This is a genomic window from Methylocaldum sp. GT1TLB, assembly GCF_051027445.1.
In the GTDB taxonomy this organism is placed as follows: Bacteria; Pseudomonadota; Gammaproteobacteria; order Methylococcales; family Methylococcaceae; genus Methylocaldum.
Genome location: NZ_CP194898.1, coordinates 4,687,312 through 4,702,894 on the forward strand (window position 1 = coordinate 4,687,312; position 15,583 = coordinate 4,702,894).

The 15,583-nt window shown below is 58.8% G+C and carries 18 protein-coding genes; 10 read left to right on the forward strand and 8 right to left on the reverse strand.

Annotated features, from left to right (window positions below; genetic code table 11):
• Positions 1-31: 31 nt before the first annotated feature.
• A complete protein-coding gene (locus tag ACR2R1_RS20655; protein ID WP_077727934.1) occupies positions 32-211 on the reverse strand; it encodes a hypothetical protein in 180 nt (59 codons plus the stop codon).
• Positions 212-481: 270 nt separating this feature from the next.
• On the opposite strand from ACR2R1_RS20655, the gene ACR2R1_RS20660 reads away from it, so the two are divergent.
• The 4 genes from ACR2R1_RS20660 to ACR2R1_RS20675 all read left to right on the forward strand — a co-directional run bounded on the left by ACR2R1_RS20660 (position 482) and on the right by ACR2R1_RS20675 (position 3,629).
• Complete coding sequence (locus ACR2R1_RS20660) at positions 482-1,381, forward strand: isoaspartyl peptidase/L-asparaginase (RefSeq protein WP_077727935.1); 900 nt, start codon at positions 482-484, stop codon at positions 1,379-1,381.
• The gene (locus ACR2R1_RS20665) at positions 1,378-2,292 is read left to right on the forward strand and encodes a zinc-dependent peptidase (protein ID WP_077727936.1); all 915 of its coding nucleotides are present in this window, start codon (positions 1,378-1,380) and stop codon (positions 2,290-2,292) included. Before ACR2R1_RS20660 ends, ACR2R1_RS20665 begins: the two co-directional genes overlap by 4 nt.
• Complete coding sequence (locus ACR2R1_RS20670) at positions 2,270-2,785, forward strand: WbuC family cupin fold metalloprotein (protein ID WP_434111744.1); 516 nt, start codon at positions 2,270-2,272, stop codon at positions 2,783-2,785. Before ACR2R1_RS20665 ends, ACR2R1_RS20670 begins: the two co-directional genes overlap by 23 nt.
• Before the next feature lie 337 nt (positions 2,786-3,122).
• Positions 3,123-3,629, forward strand: a complete 507-nt coding sequence (locus ACR2R1_RS20675) for a cupredoxin domain-containing protein (RefSeq protein WP_077727937.1) — start codon at positions 3,123-3,125, stop codon at positions 3,627-3,629.
• Positions 3,630-3,837: 208 nt separating this feature from the next.
• Here ACR2R1_RS20675 and ACR2R1_RS20680 read toward each other — a convergent pair whose 3' ends face one another.
• Positions 3,838-5,076 (reverse strand): hypothetical protein, encoded by a 1,239-nt coding sequence (locus tag ACR2R1_RS20680; protein WP_156879493.1) that lies wholly within the window; start codon positions 5,074-5,076, stop codon positions 3,838-3,840.
• A 464-nt stretch (positions 5,077-5,540) separates the two neighbouring features.
• On the opposite strand from ACR2R1_RS20680, the gene ACR2R1_RS20685 reads away from it, so the two are divergent.
• Both ACR2R1_RS20685 and ACR2R1_RS20690 read left to right on the forward strand, forming a co-directional pair.
• Positions 5,541-6,599 (forward strand): NAD-dependent epimerase/dehydratase family protein, encoded by a 1,059-nt coding sequence (locus ACR2R1_RS20685; protein WP_434111746.1) that lies wholly within the window; start codon positions 5,541-5,543, stop codon positions 6,597-6,599.
• 52 nt (positions 6,600-6,651) lie between these two features.
• Positions 6,652-7,794, forward strand: a complete 1,143-nt coding sequence (locus ACR2R1_RS20690; RefSeq protein WP_086133079.1) for a Rieske 2Fe-2S domain-containing protein — start codon at positions 6,652-6,654, stop codon at positions 7,792-7,794.
• A 109-nt stretch (positions 7,795-7,903) separates the two neighbouring features.
• Here ACR2R1_RS20690 and ACR2R1_RS20695 read toward each other — a convergent pair whose 3' ends face one another.
• Positions 7,904-8,440 (reverse strand): CPBP family glutamic-type intramembrane protease, encoded by a 537-nt coding sequence (locus ACR2R1_RS20695; protein ID WP_434111749.1) that lies wholly within the window; start codon positions 8,438-8,440, stop codon positions 7,904-7,906.
• Positions 8,441-8,472: 32 nt separating this feature from the next.
• Here ACR2R1_RS20695 and ACR2R1_RS20700 point away from each other — a divergent pair, with 32 nt between their 5' ends.
• A complete protein-coding gene (locus ACR2R1_RS20700) occupies positions 8,473-8,667 on the forward strand; it encodes a hypothetical protein (protein WP_077727942.1) in 195 nt (64 codons plus the stop codon).
• A gap of 17 nt (positions 8,668-8,684) precedes the next feature.
• The gene (locus tag ACR2R1_RS20705) at positions 8,685-9,083 is read left to right on the forward strand and encodes a Dabb family protein (protein ID WP_240502354.1); all 399 of its coding nucleotides are present in this window, start codon (positions 8,685-8,687) and stop codon (positions 9,081-9,083) included.
• A gap of 228 nt (positions 9,084-9,311) precedes the next feature.
• Here ACR2R1_RS20705 and ACR2R1_RS20710 read toward each other — a convergent pair whose 3' ends face one another.
• Positions 9,312-10,265, reverse strand: coding sequence for an ornithine cyclodeaminase family protein (locus ACR2R1_RS20710; RefSeq protein ID WP_077727943.1), 954 nt, complete (start codon positions 10,263-10,265; stop codon positions 9,312-9,314).
• Between the two features lie 146 nt (positions 10,266-10,411).
• On the opposite strand from ACR2R1_RS20710, the gene ACR2R1_RS20715 reads away from it, so the two are divergent.
• Positions 10,412-10,933 carry a metal-dependent hydrolase gene (locus ACR2R1_RS20715; RefSeq protein WP_077727944.1) on the forward strand — a complete coding sequence of 174 codons (522 nt, stop codon included), beginning with the start codon at positions 10,412-10,414 and terminating at the stop codon, positions 10,931-10,933.
• Between the two features lie 11 nt (positions 10,934-10,944).
• Here ACR2R1_RS20715 and ACR2R1_RS20720 read toward each other — a convergent pair whose 3' ends face one another.
• From ACR2R1_RS20720 to ACR2R1_RS20730, 3 genes are all read right to left on the reverse strand, one after another.
• Positions 10,945-11,721, reverse strand: coding sequence for a class II glutamine amidotransferase (locus ACR2R1_RS20720; protein WP_077727945.1), 777 nt, complete (start codon positions 11,719-11,721; stop codon positions 10,945-10,947).
• Positions 11,722-11,846: 125 nt separating this feature from the next.
• Positions 11,847-13,133: a YhjD/YihY/BrkB family envelope integrity protein gene (locus ACR2R1_RS20725; RefSeq protein ID WP_086133603.1), complete on the reverse strand. Its 1,287-nt coding sequence runs from the start codon at positions 13,131-13,133 to the stop codon at positions 11,847-11,849.
• A 235-nt stretch (positions 13,134-13,368) separates the two neighbouring features.
• Positions 13,369-13,980 carry a uracil-DNA glycosylase gene (locus tag ACR2R1_RS20730; RefSeq protein ID WP_434111752.1) on the reverse strand — a complete coding sequence of 204 codons (612 nt, stop codon included), beginning with the start codon at positions 13,978-13,980 and terminating at the stop codon, positions 13,369-13,371.
• A gap of 326 nt (positions 13,981-14,306) precedes the next feature.
• On the opposite strand from ACR2R1_RS20730, the gene ACR2R1_RS20735 reads away from it, so the two are divergent.
• A complete protein-coding gene (locus ACR2R1_RS20735; RefSeq protein WP_077727948.1) occupies positions 14,307-15,038 on the forward strand; it encodes a Crp/Fnr family transcriptional regulator in 732 nt (243 codons plus the stop codon).
• Positions 15,039-15,095: 57 nt separating this feature from the next.
• On the opposite strand, the gene ACR2R1_RS20740 is transcribed toward ACR2R1_RS20735, so the two are convergent.
• Positions 15,096-15,581 carry a phage holin family protein gene (locus ACR2R1_RS20740; protein WP_077727949.1) on the reverse strand — a complete coding sequence of 162 codons (486 nt, stop codon included), beginning with the start codon at positions 15,579-15,581 and terminating at the stop codon, positions 15,096-15,098.
• Between the last annotated feature and the right edge of the window lie 2 nt (positions 15,582-15,583).

Genomic DNA, 15,583 nt, shown 5'->3' on the forward strand with positions numbered 1-15,583 from the left:
GCGGCCGAGGCGCATAAATGGGCAAGAGCGCTTATCCGCCCCGTCGAATCTGCTGCCGGATCTGCGCCAGATAGCGCCGAAAGAACGAAAACGCCGCATAGAGCAGCACCGCGTAGAGTATCCACTCCTGTAGCGAGACGCCGGTCGGATCGTCGTCGAACACGACGATGCCGACCAGGGCGACCAAAGAAAGGGCAAAATAGTTGTACATAGGAGGTTCCTCACAGAATGTATGAAACGCAAGTCGTTTTCGGTAAGCAGGACATCTGGGGAAGGGGAGTCTCCATAGAACCCGAAGCCGATCTTTATCGTGTTGAAACGGCCTTGCCCCATCCTTTGACCGCGAACCGGAAAAGCCCTTTTTTGACAAGATATGTCGAAGTTCGCATCTTAGACAAATTGCCCGCTGGGTTATTCCTGCACGGGATGACACCGACAAACGTCATCGCGCCGAATCGAACATCAATATGCAGTAAGCCGCATGGAAAAACGCTTTGCTGAGATTGCCCGCCCGCCGGTTCTCCTGATCCACGGCGGCGCCGGCTCCCCGGAATCGGATCCCCGACTAAGCGAGAAACGCTGGACTTTTATCGGCGATTTGGCAGCGTCGGCATGGGCCGAGATTTGCCGAGGCCAATCCGCCGTCGATGCCGTGACGGAAACCGTCAAGCGCTTGGAGGAATCGGCTCTGTTCAACGCCGGCTACGGCTCGGCCTTGCAAAGCGACGGACTTGCGCGTCTCTCGGCCTCGCTGATGGACGGCGAGCGCCTGAAATTCTCGGGCGTCATGCTTGCGACTCACTTGGTCCATCCCATCAAACTTGCCCGGGCGCTCCAGAACCGGGCGGAATCGGTGCTCGGTCCCTTGGGAGCCCAGCTTCTGGCCCGGGAACTCGGCATGCCGCCGCAAAACCCGGTTCCCCCGGAGCGGGCGCGGCGCTGGGCGGAGTATCTGGAGCGGCAGACCGGGCCCTCGGTCGGCGCCGGAACGGTGGGCGCGGTGGTCCTGGACCAGCGGGGCCGTCTGGCGGCCGCCACGTCCACCGGCGGCGGCCGGTTCAATTTTCCGGAACGAATATCCGATTCGGCGACGGTGGCGGGCAATTATGCCTCCGGCTACGCCGCCGTCAGTTGCACCGGCATCGGAGAACAAATCGTCGATGACGGCGTTGCGGTGCGTCTCGAAACGCGTGTTCGGGACGGCCGCAACATCGTGCAAGCCTCGGAAGCGACCTATCGTGAAGCCGTCGAGCGGAAGCGCGAATACGGTTGGATCGCCGTGGACCACAGCGGGGCGTGGAGCATGTGCTGGACGACCGAAACCATGCTCTGCGCCGCGATGAGCGCGGACCGTCCGAGTGCTGTCCTGGGTCGGCCATGATCTCGCCCTTTCGTCTACTCCGCCGGCGGCGGCGCCGCAAGTTGCTTCAGCGGGGGCTGATATCCGAATCGACCTGGCTTTGGTCGCTCGCGGGGCTTCGAATTTTCGATCTCTTGAATAACGAAGAACGGGAGCGTCTGCGTCAACTGTCCACCCTTTTCGTTCACGAAAAGATTTTCGAACCGGCGGGCGGGATGATTCTGGACGACCGGGTGCGCACCCGAATCGCCGCGCTGGCCTGTCTCCCTATTCTCAATCTGGACTTCGACTGCTACGACGGATGGCGTACGGTGGTGGTTTATCCCGGCGGATTCATACGCCCTCGCTCGGAATTCGACGCTATCGGCGTCATGCACGAATGGGAAGATGTGTTGACCGGTGAATCCTGGGAGCGCGGGCCGGTCATATTGTCGTGGGCGGACGTGCAGGGTTCCGGACATTGCGAAGGCTATAACGTCGTCATCCACGAAATGGCTCATAAGCTGGACATGCTCAATGGCGCAGCCGACGGTTTCCCGAACTTGCATCGCGGGATGGCGCGGCGGGTTTGGACTGACGCGTTCACGGCCGCGTTCGAAGATTTCAACGATCGCGTGGACCAGGAGGAGAAGACTCCCATAGATCCTTACGCGGCCGAAGCGCCCGGAGAATTTTTTGCGGTGCTCAGCGAATACTTTTTCGAAGCGCCAGACTTGGTGCGCATGGAATATCCGGAAATCTACGACCTCCTTGCGCAATTCTACAGACAAGACCCGGCCGCGCGATTTCGTTCATCATTACCGGCAGACCCATTTCAGACTCGCGATGCACAAGCGCCGCGCGAAAGCCGGCAAACCGGCCATAACCCGCTGCGCGAAGCGCTTGCCGACGCCGTATCAGGAGACGACCATGGACGTTTTGAAAACGATTAGCGACAAACAGCTCCTCCGGCTGATGGGCGAGGCCGCAGCCTCTCCCAGGCTTCGGAAAAACCTGAACATTCACCGCGATCTGGAGGACCTGATCCAGCGCCTGTTCAACGCCATGGAGCCCGGAACCTACGTCCGCCCTCACCGCCACGCGCGCCCGGACGGATGGGAACTGATGCTGGCGGTGCGCGGCGCGTTTTCCATCATTACCTTCGACGAAAAAGGAACCGTCCTGGAGCGCATCGACCTGAGCGCCGCGGGAGGCGATATGGCGGTGGAAATTCCGCCGTACACCTGGCATGCCGTGGTCGTTCTGGCACCCGAGACGGTCATGTTCGAGGTCAAACCGGGCCCTTACCGCCCCGTCGAGGACAAAGATTTCGCTGCTTGGGCTCCGGAGGAAGGCGATCCGGACGCGGAGCGGGTCGTGGCCTGGTATGAAGTCGCCAAGCCTGGAGATCGCCTGCGGTTCCAGGAATCGGCGAAAGCGCAATGAAGATGCGGAGAGGATTAGAGCGTTTTTCATCCCGGTGTACGGATTCGTGTAGGCGGGAAGGACGTAGGTCGGCAATCCCTTCCCAATCGCAAACGGCATCTCTGGGAGCGCCAGAGCTGCCCTTCCGACAAAGCCCTTTGCCGAGCCGGTACGTCGGCAAAGGATTGCCGACCTACATATGGGGCTCCCTTACACCGAATCAGAAAATGCTCTAGTAGCTCGGCACCGATAAGAAATAGAAGCGGTCTCCGGACTTTTTTGCGCCACTCAAGATCTATGTCGTAGTTTGAGGGCACGCCACAAAACGTCTTCGAATTTCGATAAGGAGAATATCGTGATGTCACGTTCGATCTACCGCGCCGCCATTCTTGCTACTTTAGTCATGTCTGCCCTCGTAGTGCAGGCGCAGGACCTCGAATCGCCGGTATCGAAAGATCAACATCTGCCGGAAGAGCACTCCGGTTCTGAACAATCGGCCGCCGGTCAACCCGGCAAACCCGACGAAGTCACGCGCACGATCGAAATCAAAACCCTGGACAGCATGAAATACGATCCCTCGTCGCTTACGATAAATCGCGGAGAAACATTGCGCCTGATCGTTAATAACATCGGCCGACTGACGCACGAGGCAACCATCGGTACGGTTGCGGAGCAGGAATCGCACGCCGGGGAGATGCATGCCGCTCCCGACACGCCCCATGACAGCCCGAATTCCGTGACCGTAGAGCCGGGCCAAACGAAAGAGTTGGTTTGGCGGTTCGATCGACCCGGCCGATTCGAGATCGGCTGCCATGTTCCGGGACACTACCAGGCAGGGATGATCGCCGAAGTTACCGTCCGCTAGAGCCTCGGGAGAGCGCCAGCAATGACCACGCAATCAGTTATCACAACGCAACGCGCTCTATCTGCCCGTGCGCGAGCCTACGATAAGCCGACCGCTGTCGGCGGCGCGACGGGGTTTTGGTGCGGTGCTGAATCGACCGGCGGGTGCGTTCCCCCCGAGCTCTTGTGACGCTTTAGTCCAGCCGGCGTACTCGCTACGCATTCGGTCCTCAGCGACTCCGCACGGCAATTCCGTGCGGGTCGGCGCGCTCCTCATCGTCAGTATCGTCGACGTTCGAGACGGGGGCGACTAGCTTCAGCATTCCGCTTTTGCCGCCTCGTTTGACCTCGATCACCCCTATGCCGGGCGTCTGTCCCTGAGCGTTATTGAGCTCCGGATTGTTGCCGGTGAGCGGGAACGGTCCGCGCAGCGTCGCGTACACCCGATCGCCGCTCGGCGATATTCCGAGAATGTCCGGTGCCGGGTCCCGCGATACGACGCCAGCCAGTTTTATCTCGTTCACTACGTCGTCAGTTTCGGTATCGACCACGATGATCTTGTTGGCGGCGCGGTCGGCTACCCAAAGGTAACGTTCCTGCCGGGTGACAAGCAGCCCATGCGAATCCACGTCTTGTTGTCCGTGATCGAAGACCACCGTCGGCGCAGGGGTGTCTGGCTTCGGATACGGATTTGGCGAAGGCGAGAACGCGCTCACCGGCAGAGCATAAAGTACGGATTGGAACCCGAGTTCGGCTCCACCGCCGCCGCCCGAATTGAAGTACATCTTGTTTCCCGTCTGGGCCGCCAGGAGACCGGCGGGTTCGATGGTCGAGGTCGTATACTCACCGGCGATAGCCATCGGCGTGGCGCGCGGATCGATGACAAACAGACCGCCGCCGCGAAGCGTGACAAACGCCAAGTTACTGGTGGAGTCCGGCAGCGCCAGGATGGGGGCGTTGTCCGGCCGAACACCGTCCTCATCGGCGGAGCCGAACTGTTTGAGGGCTCCGCTCGGCGTCGTCCCATCGGCAAGATTCAGAGTGGCGCTATGGTCGAGGGTAAAGGTGTTGGCTGCGTAATCGGTGTTGATTCTCTGTACGAGTTTGCCGTTCTGGTTAGCGACCAGAATATAGGTCTCATCCGGCGAAGGGACGGCTGCGTGAGCTTGCTTGCCTACATCGACCAGGAAGACCGGCTTTCGTGTTGCCGCCTCGATGATGAGGACATGTCCGGTGGCCACAAACGAGATGATGGCATGCGTGTGGGGCGCATTGAAGGTGATGTAGTGCGGTCGACGCGGTGTTGCCGTGTCGTCCAGCCGCTGTGCCAATTTCGCTAGTTCGAAGACCTCCGGTTTTGCCTTGGACGCCGCATTCCGGGACAACTTTCTGCCATCGAATATGTACAGCTTGCCGCCGATGTCGTCATCGGGAATGGTGCTAGGCGGGAAACCCGATTGGTCGATCATCCAAACCTCGTGATTCGATTTGTCGGGTGCAGAGACTCCAGTGGGAGAAAAGGCAGATAACGTTAGAAACAAGGCGACACCGAACGTGGTGGGGGGGAATCTATGGCGCATGGCGTTCTCCTGAACGGAGGCTGGTCATTTTTCCTTTTGAGAACCGAGGTTACTCATCTTGAGCGGAGGTGAATTTTCGACCCGATCTAATTTCTAACGACAACTTGCCGTCGCACGGGTTCACCCGAATCTGGGACGTTCCGGGTTTGGGTGTTTCGAATCCTGAAATATCCGTCCGTGGCGTATCGCGGACGAGACGCTCGCCCCGGTTACGGTAACGGAACCGACGAGCCACTTTGTGAAGGGCAAAATCAGCAAATTTCCGCTATGGGGGCCATCGACGGACTCCGGACCGAGGTAAATCGGAACTCCATGTCCCCGTATAGATGCAAGACGCTTCCTTGGATAGAAGCGTGTTACCATCCGGTCTCGACACCACAGAGAAGGGAACCAACGTGAACTCGGGAAAAGTGCTAGTCACCGGAGCGACCGGCCATCTCGGCGCCAATCTCGTACGCCGCCTGCTGGCCGACGGAGACGAAGTCCGTGTCCTGATTCGGCAGGGCCGCGACAACGGGGCCTTGGCGGGACTCGACGTCGACCGAGCCTATGGCGATTTGCGGGATTCCGAGGCGGTCGACGCGGCTGTGCGCGGCTGTTCCCGCGTCTATCACTGCGCGGCGCTGGTCTCGACCATAGCCGGGAATGGTGCCCATAAGCGGGAAGTCTTCGATACCAACGTCCTGGGCACGCGGCACATTCTGCAAGCCGCCGTCCGCCACAGCGTCGACAAGGTCGTGGTCTCCGGATCGCTCAGCGCCACCGGGTACGAACCGGACCGCCCCAGCCACGAAGGCATGCCGTTCTATCCCTTCGATCGCCATCTGCCCTACGGTTTCACCAAACATCTGGCGGAGCACGAGGCCTTGCGCGCCCACGCGGACGGCCTCAGCGTGGTCGTCGCCACCTCCTGCGCCATCGTCGGTCCGCATGATTACAAGCCGTCGCGCATGGGACGCGTGCTCATCGACTACGCCCATGGCCGGCTCAAAGCCTATATCCCCGGCGGCTTCGAATTCGTCTCCACCCGCGATATCGCCGAGGGCCATGTGCTCGCCATGCGGAAAGGCCGTTCCGGGCAGAAGTACATCATCAGCACCGCTTACGCCAGCGTGGACGACCTGATGGCTCTCTACGGGCAGGTGACCGGGCGACCGTCCCCTGGGCTGCGCTTGCCCGCACCCGTCATGGCCGCGCTGGCGGAAGTGGCCGACAAGACCTGGTTCCGGATCTTTCCCAACTCGCCTCGGCGATTCACGCCTGCCGCGGTGCGCCTGCTCTCGATGCGGCGCCGGGCGGATCACGAGAAGGCCAGACAGGAATTGGGTTATCGGCCCACCAGCCTGGCCGAAGCGATTCGGGAAGCCTACGAGGATTTCGTGCGCCGCGGTGTCATTACCCCGGTGAAATGAAGCGGCTTTTGGCCACCGTTATCCACCCTTGGTCACGTGGAGAGTACTGACGATGAGGAATGCGCAAGACACATCCCGGCAATCGCCGCCTGATTTCGCGGAAGCCAAAAATTCCCGGCAAAAGGCCCGTGCCGCCGGCCTCGATCCGGACCGCTGGTACGCGGTGGAATACGACAGCGCCGTCAAGAAAGGGGAGGTGAAGGAAGTCGTGTTCTGGAAGAGGTCCATTGCCCTGTTCCGCGGCAAGGACGGCGGGCTCGCGGCCGTGCAGAACCGCTGTCCGCACCGCCAGCTCAAGCTCACTCACGGCGTTGTGGATCGCTGCCATCTGCGCTGCGCCTATCACGGCTGGACGTTCAACCGGGACGGCTGGCTGATCGATTATTCCCATGACAGCTTCGGCAGACCGCTCATCAAAAACCGGTTGCGCACCTACCCGGTAAGCGTCCGCTACGGCCTGATCTGGCTGTTTCCGGGCGATCCGGCCCTGGCCGGAGAGCGAAAGATCCCCGAAATTCCAGAACTTACCGGAGACCATCCATGGGCCAATTTTGCCGTGGATTTCATCTGGCGTACCCACCATTCCATGGTGATCGACAATATCTGTGACTTCGCCCACGCGTTCCTGCATCGGAAATACCGTCCCTTCGTCGACGCCAAGCTCACCCATCACGAAGCCGACGAGGACCGGGTTTACCTGACCTACGACGCCCACATGGCCGCTGGGCGGTTTTCAGGAATTTTCGTCGATCGTAACCGCGTCAACACCCGTTCCATCGAACTGTGTTACGAGTATCCCTACCAATGGACTAACACCGGCGACAGCATCAAGAACTGGTCGTTCCTGCTGCCTATCGACGAACGGACCACCCGCGTGTTTTTCCTGTTCTATTTCGACAGCGTCAAGATTCCGCTGCTTTCCGTGAAAACGCCGAAGTGGCTGACCCAGATGGTGCTGAACGTCGCCAAACCTCTGGTGTTCAAGCCCATACTGCTGGAGGACGGAATTGCCCTGGAAGCCGAGCAACAGGGCTATGAGCAGCATTGGGATGCACCGCCCATCGAGCTCAACCCCGTCGTGCCGATGTTTCAGCAGTTGACGGCGCGGAAGTGGGAGGATTATCTCGCCCGCGCGGCGGCCTCGGCCCGAGGCGGCAATCCGGGCCATCGAGAGATTCCGATATCCGGCGATTGACGCCGAAATCGCGCTTGGGCCTTTGTATGGCCGGTGGCTTCATCGCTCGGTTCTCGTGCAATATTCGGGGAATCTGAGATCGGTCAGAGCGCGTTCCATAACGGTTCCGTTACTCCCAAACTCCGGGGATCATCAGCTTCTGCCAACCGCCCAGAAACATGATCCACACGACCACCGTAAGCCAATGAAACAGCATCGGTACCCAAATCGATCCCGATCTCAGGTAGGTGAGGGTGCATACGATGCCGAGCAGTGTCGCCAGCACCAAAAAAACCGGGTCGAGAAACACCGCTCTTCGTGACACCAAACCATTGACTGGATGGGAGGCCACAAAGGCAACGAGACTGACCGAGGACCAAACGAGTTTTGTTCTCGGAGAAGCCGCTTCAACCGGATGCGGCAGTAAGACGGCACGATATAAGACTTCCTCTACAAGACTCGGCGTCACGAGCAAAACGACGGGCGTTGAGGCGATTACCCAGGCGGATGCCTTCATCAACTCCAAACGACAAAATCCCGTCGCCCATCCGATCAGCAGAGCGCACAGCGCGTATACGCCGAATAACCCAAGGCATCCGCGCCAAGTCCGGCGCTCGGGGAAGGTCTTGAATGCCAGTCTTATGCTTCGCAAACGCACGTTCAACATCGCTCTCGGGCCTTATTCCTCGATGATACCCTGTGCGGGCCTGCTTAGCGGCGACGGTTGCCGCGCTCATCATCGACGCCGTGGCGATCGTGATGCCGATCAGGGACCATGCTACTATCGCTGCGATGTTCGGCAACACGCCCTTCGGAACATCGGTCTTGATACTCTTGCCGTGCAAATCTGCAGGACTCTGCGTTGAGCAGCCGGTCCTGCTCGACCTCAATTGAAAAAGATGGGGAATCGCATGAAACGAATGACAGTCTTCGCCCTCTTAGTGTGTGTTCTGACATTTGCGGCTTCCGGTTCGGCCGAGGTCGTGCCGTCGACCGCAGGACGCATACATCATGTCGTGATCGTCTGGCTCAAGGATCATGGGAGCTCAGCGGCGCGCCAGCAGTACATCGAGGCGACCAAATCGCTTTCGAAGCTGCCGATGGTGTCGAGCTACCACGTGGGAGCCGCTCTGCCCGGCAAGCGGGATGTTGTCGACAGCTCGTACGATGTGGCTATCGTGGCCACGTTCGAGAATGCACAGGCGCTCGACGAATACTCGCGACATCCGGACCACGATAAGGTGATCAACGAAAGAATGAAACCCTTGGTGGACAAGGTCATCGTGTATGATTTCATCGAGGCCCCATGAGGCTTCCTAAGCATCGAGCACGATTCCCGCTCGCGCATGACCGGCTGGCCTGGCGAACGGGCAGCGAGCGTCTTCGAAGAGTTGTTAGTGACGGGAAGTGCAGGACATCGACTTCGGGTACGGCCGGATTGCGGTGTGCTGCCTGAGGATGCCTATCAAGTTGTGCAACCAGACAGGGCTCCGAGGCTGTTGATTCTCCATTAAAGATGGAGGCAGGACTCAAGTGCGTCAGGGATTCTTGCGATCAGCGCGATCCAGGATGAATCGCGCCGTCATTAAATCCAGATGGCCGCCGCCGCCGTTTTTGAATAGGGTGATGTCGGCGGGAGACAGTCTGCCGGGATGGATGCCGCGGCATAGCTCGAAGTGATCGGCCAAGATATCCGTCACGGATATCACGCCGTTCCGGATGGGGATGCAGAGTTCGCCGATATGGGCGACAGTGGTCTCGCGGGAGTCGACGAATATCTTGGCTCGCCGGATGGCAGTGTCGTCCGCCTCCCGCATATCCGGAGTAAACGCGCCGACCAAGTCCAGGTGGGTTCCGGGCTTGAGCCATTCGCCCAGGATGAGCGGAGCGGTGGCCATGGTCGCGCAGGAGACGATATCGGCGTCGCGTACCGCTTGTTCCAGGTCCGTCGTGGGGTGTATCGAAGTCCGTAGGCCAGCCAGGGAATCCGCTAATCTTACCGCACGGCGCGGCGTGCGGTTCCAGATCCATACCGACTCGATCGACGGGCGGACGGCCAGATGCGCTTGAATCAGATGAGGCGCCATGGCGCCGGCGCCGACCATGAGCAGCCTCTTGGCATCTTCGCGGGCCAGGTGCTTCGCGCCCAGTGCGGAATCGGCGGCCGTTTTCCACAAGGTGAGAGCGGTGCCATCGAGGCACGCCAAGGGTCGACCGTCCTCGGCGCCGAACAGAACGTAAAGGCCCTGTACCGAGGGGAGTCCACGGGTTTGATTGTCCGGGAAGACCGTCACCAGCTTCGCTCCGACGCCGAGTTTGCTTTGCCAGGCGGCCCGTACGAGAAAGTGCTGCGTTTGCCCGTCCGTATGCGATCGGCTCAGCAGCAGATCGTCCATCGCATCGATCTCGCTGCCGTGGGCCGCTTCAAGCCAGGCCACTAGAGACGGATAATCGAGCCGGTCGTTTATTTGTTCGGCGCCGATCCATTTCATCCAGGCTCTCCGAAGAATGTTCCTGTAGCGAAGCCTACCACGAATGGCTTGACTTGAAATTCAGTATGATCCCGCCGGGAACGCTATCCGGCGGTTCAGCTGTCTTATCGACGTATTGATGAGGTTTTGGTTTTCGGAGCCGGGCTATGTCTACCATCGTCTCTCACGCGGCGGTTCCGATCGCGCTGAGCGCCTGTTTTCCGGATGGCATTCTATCGCCTGAGGTTGTGCTATTGGGTGTCGCCTGCTCGATGATTCCGGATCTGGATGCAGTCGGTTTTGCGTTCGGGGTGCGCTACGGTGATCCGTGGGGACACCGCGGCATGACTCACTCCATCTCCTTCGCACTATGCCTCGGAGCGTTATCGATGGCCGTTCTGCCCGGTGAACACAAATCTTGGCCGGTTTTCGTATTCCTGTTTCTTTCGAGCTTATCCCATCCCGTCATCGACGCCCTCACCGACGGCGGTCTGGGCGTTGCGCTTTTCGCGCCGTTCTCGAACAAACGTTACTTCTTCGCCTGGCGACCGCTCGCCGTGCCGCCCATAGGAATCTACGCCTTCTTTTCGGCCCGGGGATGGCTTGTGCTTAAAAGCGAGATGCGCTGGATTTGGCTGCCCTCGGCCTTGTTATTCGGTGTGGCGCGGGTCGTTAAAGCGCTCTTGTGATCGTTTTGCCTTTAGGCGACATTTAACGGCTCCCCGTCGTGAAATAGAACCAGCTGGCCGCGGCGCAGTTTGGTCCAGATTTCGTTGTCGGTAAGCGGGAGAGTGGCGATGACAGTCACTTTGTCGTACGGTGTCGTGAGTTCGCTGAAGTCTACCGTGATGTCCTGATCGACCAGGTGGGCGCAGCCGAACGGCGCTTTGCGCGTGATGAAGTGCAGATTCGTGGAACAGTGCGCGAAGAGGGAATCGCCGTCGGAAAGAAGATAATTGAAATCGCCGTGTTCCGCGATCTCGGCAGTGATACGCTCGACCACGCCATAGACCTGTTCTCGGCTCGGGGAACCATGTGGGAACGCCCGACGCAACGCATTCAACAGATAGCAGAAGGCTCTTTCGCTGTCGGTATCGCCGACCGGCTGAAAGACGTCATCGGGGCGCGGCGGATCGAAATGTTCCAAGGTGCCGTTATGGGCGAAGATCCAGTAACGGCCCCACAGTTCTCTTCGGAAAGGATGGCTGTTCTCAAGGGCAATTCGGCCTTTGGTGGCCTTCCGAATATGGGCGATGACGTTGGTCGAATGGATCGGGTAATGGCGCACCAGATCGGCTATCGGCGATTCGACTGTCGCTTTGGAGTCGACGAATAAGTGGCAACCGCGGCCTTCGAAAAAGGCGATGCCCCAGCCGTCGCGGTGGTGATCGGTCAATCCGCCGCGTACGTGAAATCCCTCGAACGAGAAACAGATGTCGGTCGGAACATTGCAGTTCATTCCCAAGAGCTGGCACATGGTGGATACCTACGCGATAGTGATCGACGGGCTCGGGTTTTAGTATGCCAGAACGGCAGCAAGCAGGCGGCAAGGGGGGGGCGTCTTGTAGCCCAACTGGATTCCGGTATTAGGCTGCCGTGAGTTCAAGCATCTACCAAATCCTTCAAAGAAAGCCCCTCGGTGGCTTGTGCGCCGCACGTGTGCAGTCTTTCCAATAGATGATCCACGGCGGGGACCGAGAGAGTGTTCTTGTCGATGGACGACGTTTCAGCCGGCGACGTTCGTATCGCTTCCAGAATTTCGGATACCGTGATGGCCGACAAATCACGGGCGGGAACAAATCCTTGATCGCCTTCGACCGCGACCAGAATCAAATTCCGTGTTTTCAGCGCGTCCAAGATTTTCTCGATCATGAGATCAGGGAGACCGAGGTGCTGGCTTAGGGCGTCGGTCGTCCACGGCTTTTTTCCCTGATGAAAGTGTTCCGCGATCAGGTACATGATCAAGAAACCGAGGCGTTCGAAGAGCTGATAGCTGAGTTTGACGTCGCGCTCGGCCAGATGGATGTAGCGCGGATGCTGGTGATAAACCGAAATCTGAGCGCCGATCAATAGAATGAGCCAGCTTACGTAGATCCAGATCATGAATACGATGAGGATCGCGAAGCCGGAGTAAATGGCGGCGTACCGGGCTGAGTTGGCGACGAATTCGGCAAACAGCCAGCCCGCTCCGCGCCAGCCGATGCCGGCCACGATGCCTCCGACCAGAGCCGAACGAAAGTTCACGTGGGTGTTCGGAAGAAATCGATAAGCAAAGGTAAAGGCACCGATGATGAGGAGGTACGGAAGAATCAGTCCCAACAGGTAATACAAGGTTCCGAAAGGTTCCTGACTGATGATTATCTGCGCGATTTCGGTGCTGGCCATGGATGCTATGAGTCCGAGAGCGGAGAAAACCAGCACCGGCCCCACGAGAAGAACGCTGAGATAATCGCTGAACCGTCTGTGAAAGCTGCGCGATTTCTTGGCCCTCCACACATAGTTGAAAGCCTCCTCGATTTTTTGCAGCAGAGAGAGAACCGTGTAGAACAGCATGGCGAAACCGACGAAACCCAATACGCCGACCCTAATGTTGCTGACGAATCCAATGATGCGGTTAACGATTTCCCTCCCTTGCTGGCCCAACGGCGCCACCAGTTCCAGCAGGAGCGGCTCCATTTGGTTGTGTACGCCGAACGCGGCGAGTACCGAAAAGCTGACCGCCAGGAGCGGGGTCAACGACAGCAGGGTCGTATAGACCAGACTCATGGCGCGGTAGTCCAGGCCGCCTTCCTGTATGTCTCTGATCAGCCTCTTGATCAAAGCTTTTACGTAGGCGAACCGGTTCCGTAGCGAAGACTGGTCAATCGATACCCAAGGCCAGCTTTTCATGACGTTTGATCCAGGAGGCTGTTTGCTGCAAAGGGCATTGATAATGATTTTTGGACAGAGCGGCAACAGGAATGTGCGCGGACGCCGAATCCCGGATTCAGCCCGGCAGGGTCGTGACGAAGGTATCGCAAGCGCCGCGTCCTTTGTGGGGCAGGGAAGGAGGCCACCTTTTTCCGCGTCGTTGAAGTCCCGTGGACGGGCCGCTCCGACGACCGTGAAACCCAGGCCTGAAAAGCTACTGAGATGAATCGGTGGAGCGCGCGAGCAACTTGCCCAGGATCTCGAAATCCTCCTGGAGGGTGGCGGCGATCCAATCGAAACGCAAGGCGGCGGCAGGATGATAAGTTACGAAATAGCTTCGTCCGTTGCGCGGCTGCGTGGTTCCATGCAAGTCGGAAACGGTCGCGGTATCGCCCAGCATCTGACGTGCGGCGACTTGGCCAAGCAGCACGATGACCTTGGGCGAGATCAGCTCGAGTTGACGCTCCAGCCACAAATTCGTGCAGGTTTTCAGCTCGTCGCGCCGGGGCGTGCGGTTGTTCGGCGGACGGCACTTGACGCAGTTGGTAATGAACAGCCTGTCGCGGGCGATGCCCTGACCTCGAAGGAGCGTGTCGAGATACCGGCCTGCGGGGCCGACAAACGGCCGGCCAGCCGCATCCTCTTTGCCGCCCGGGCCTTCGCCCAACACCATGATTTCGGCATTTACCGGTCCTTCGCCTGGGACCGCGTGTCGGCGGCTCTCGTGAAGCCGACATGCGACACACCGGCGAATGCCGCCGGCAAGATTTTCGAGTTGTTCGGACGAGTCTTTCAAGTCCTCTATCGCCATATATGCGGAATCCACGATCCACGGGTCTCTACTTCGCAGACACAGCCCCAACGCATTAAGTTCATCATCCAGCCAATTTGCCTCCCGGTTCGGAGGGAAATGGTGCCTGAACGCTGGGGGTATATAGAACATCGGCTTTCAGTCTGTGGTCTACCGGATGAGTTTGATCCGCAAATTTGTTAATCTGAGATTTGCTAGCTCAGCGCGGATCAACTCGGTTCCGTTCCGCGCATAGACCAGGAATGGTCGGCTACCTCGCAAACCGGGGATCTCTCCAATAGGCGAGCTTCCAAGGAGTTGGCTTGCGAGGTGTGATTTCAATCAGGACGACGAGGTGGCACATGGCTAATTTAGGAAAGGGCAGCATTTCTCCTATCGCGCGGCATCCCGCGGCTCGGGTGTTTGAAGAGGACACCGGCGATGCATTGGCAGGCCTTGACATGGCGGGTTTGGAAACGGTTTTTCGAGGAGGCAAGCGAAAATCGTTCGCCGCCAAACAAATCATTTTCAGAGAAGGCGATCCGGCCGATACCGTGCTGGCGATTGTGCAGGGCTTAGTAAAGCTTATCAGCTATTCGCCCGACGGGAGGGCCCGTATCGTTCGGCTTCATGCCAAATGTGCATTTCTCGGTCTCGGGGGATTGATCGAACCGACGTATCAGCATACGGCGGTGGCGGTCGATCAGGTGGAAGTGATTTGTGCGCCGTTGCGAACGATTGCCCAGCTCAAGAAAGATAATCCTTATTTGTATTGTCGGCTCATCGAGTGCTGGTACCAGCATCTGAAGAGTGCCGACATCTGGATTACCGACTTTTCCACCGGATCGATAAAGGCGCGCGTCGCCCGGTTGGTGAACTTCCTGGCGGCCATTCAAAACGATACTTCGACATCGACTGCGGTAACTCTGCTGACCTGCGAGGAAATGGCTGCGATTCTCGGCGTTACGGTTGAAAGCGTCAGCCGAGTTCTGGCGGAATTCAAGCGCTCACGCATGCTTCGCGCCATAAAATGCAAGCCGGCGAAGAGATACGAAACTAACATCCCCGCTCTCAAGCATGTAGCGCAAATCTGAGTGCTTGGCAGTCTGAATAATCCGCCTGCCGCAGACAGTGTCGGCGGGCGGATTGGTTCAGTCTCTCGTAATACTACGAAATAAGCGTTGCCTTAGATGCGGGCTGGCGCCAAGAACCAGCCCCGCAACCAAGGCCGCGATCGCGATATCGCTGGTTCGAATATTGGCTGCACCGAGCGCATCAGTTACGGTAGCGCGCAGTGTGTCGGGAATGGCGGAGGGAGGCTGGGGCGCGGCCGCAAGGGAGGCTCTCGACGACGACGGCGGCAACGGCGCCGCTCTGCCCTGTTTGGTAAAAGATCGCGCAATAACCCATAACGCGATGAAAGCGATCACGATCATGGCGACGCCGACGATTACTCCGGCGACCCAAGGCTCCAGCATCGCCTCCAGCGATAAATAGACGCCAAGCAACGCGAAAACCAAGCCGCCGAATGCGGCCAATGTGGCGAAAATTGCCAGGGAGAGCAGTACCGCCGATCGGCTCAGCCCCTGCCAAAGCTTTGCTTTTTCCGCAGCGACAATGTCTGTGAATGATCGCATCA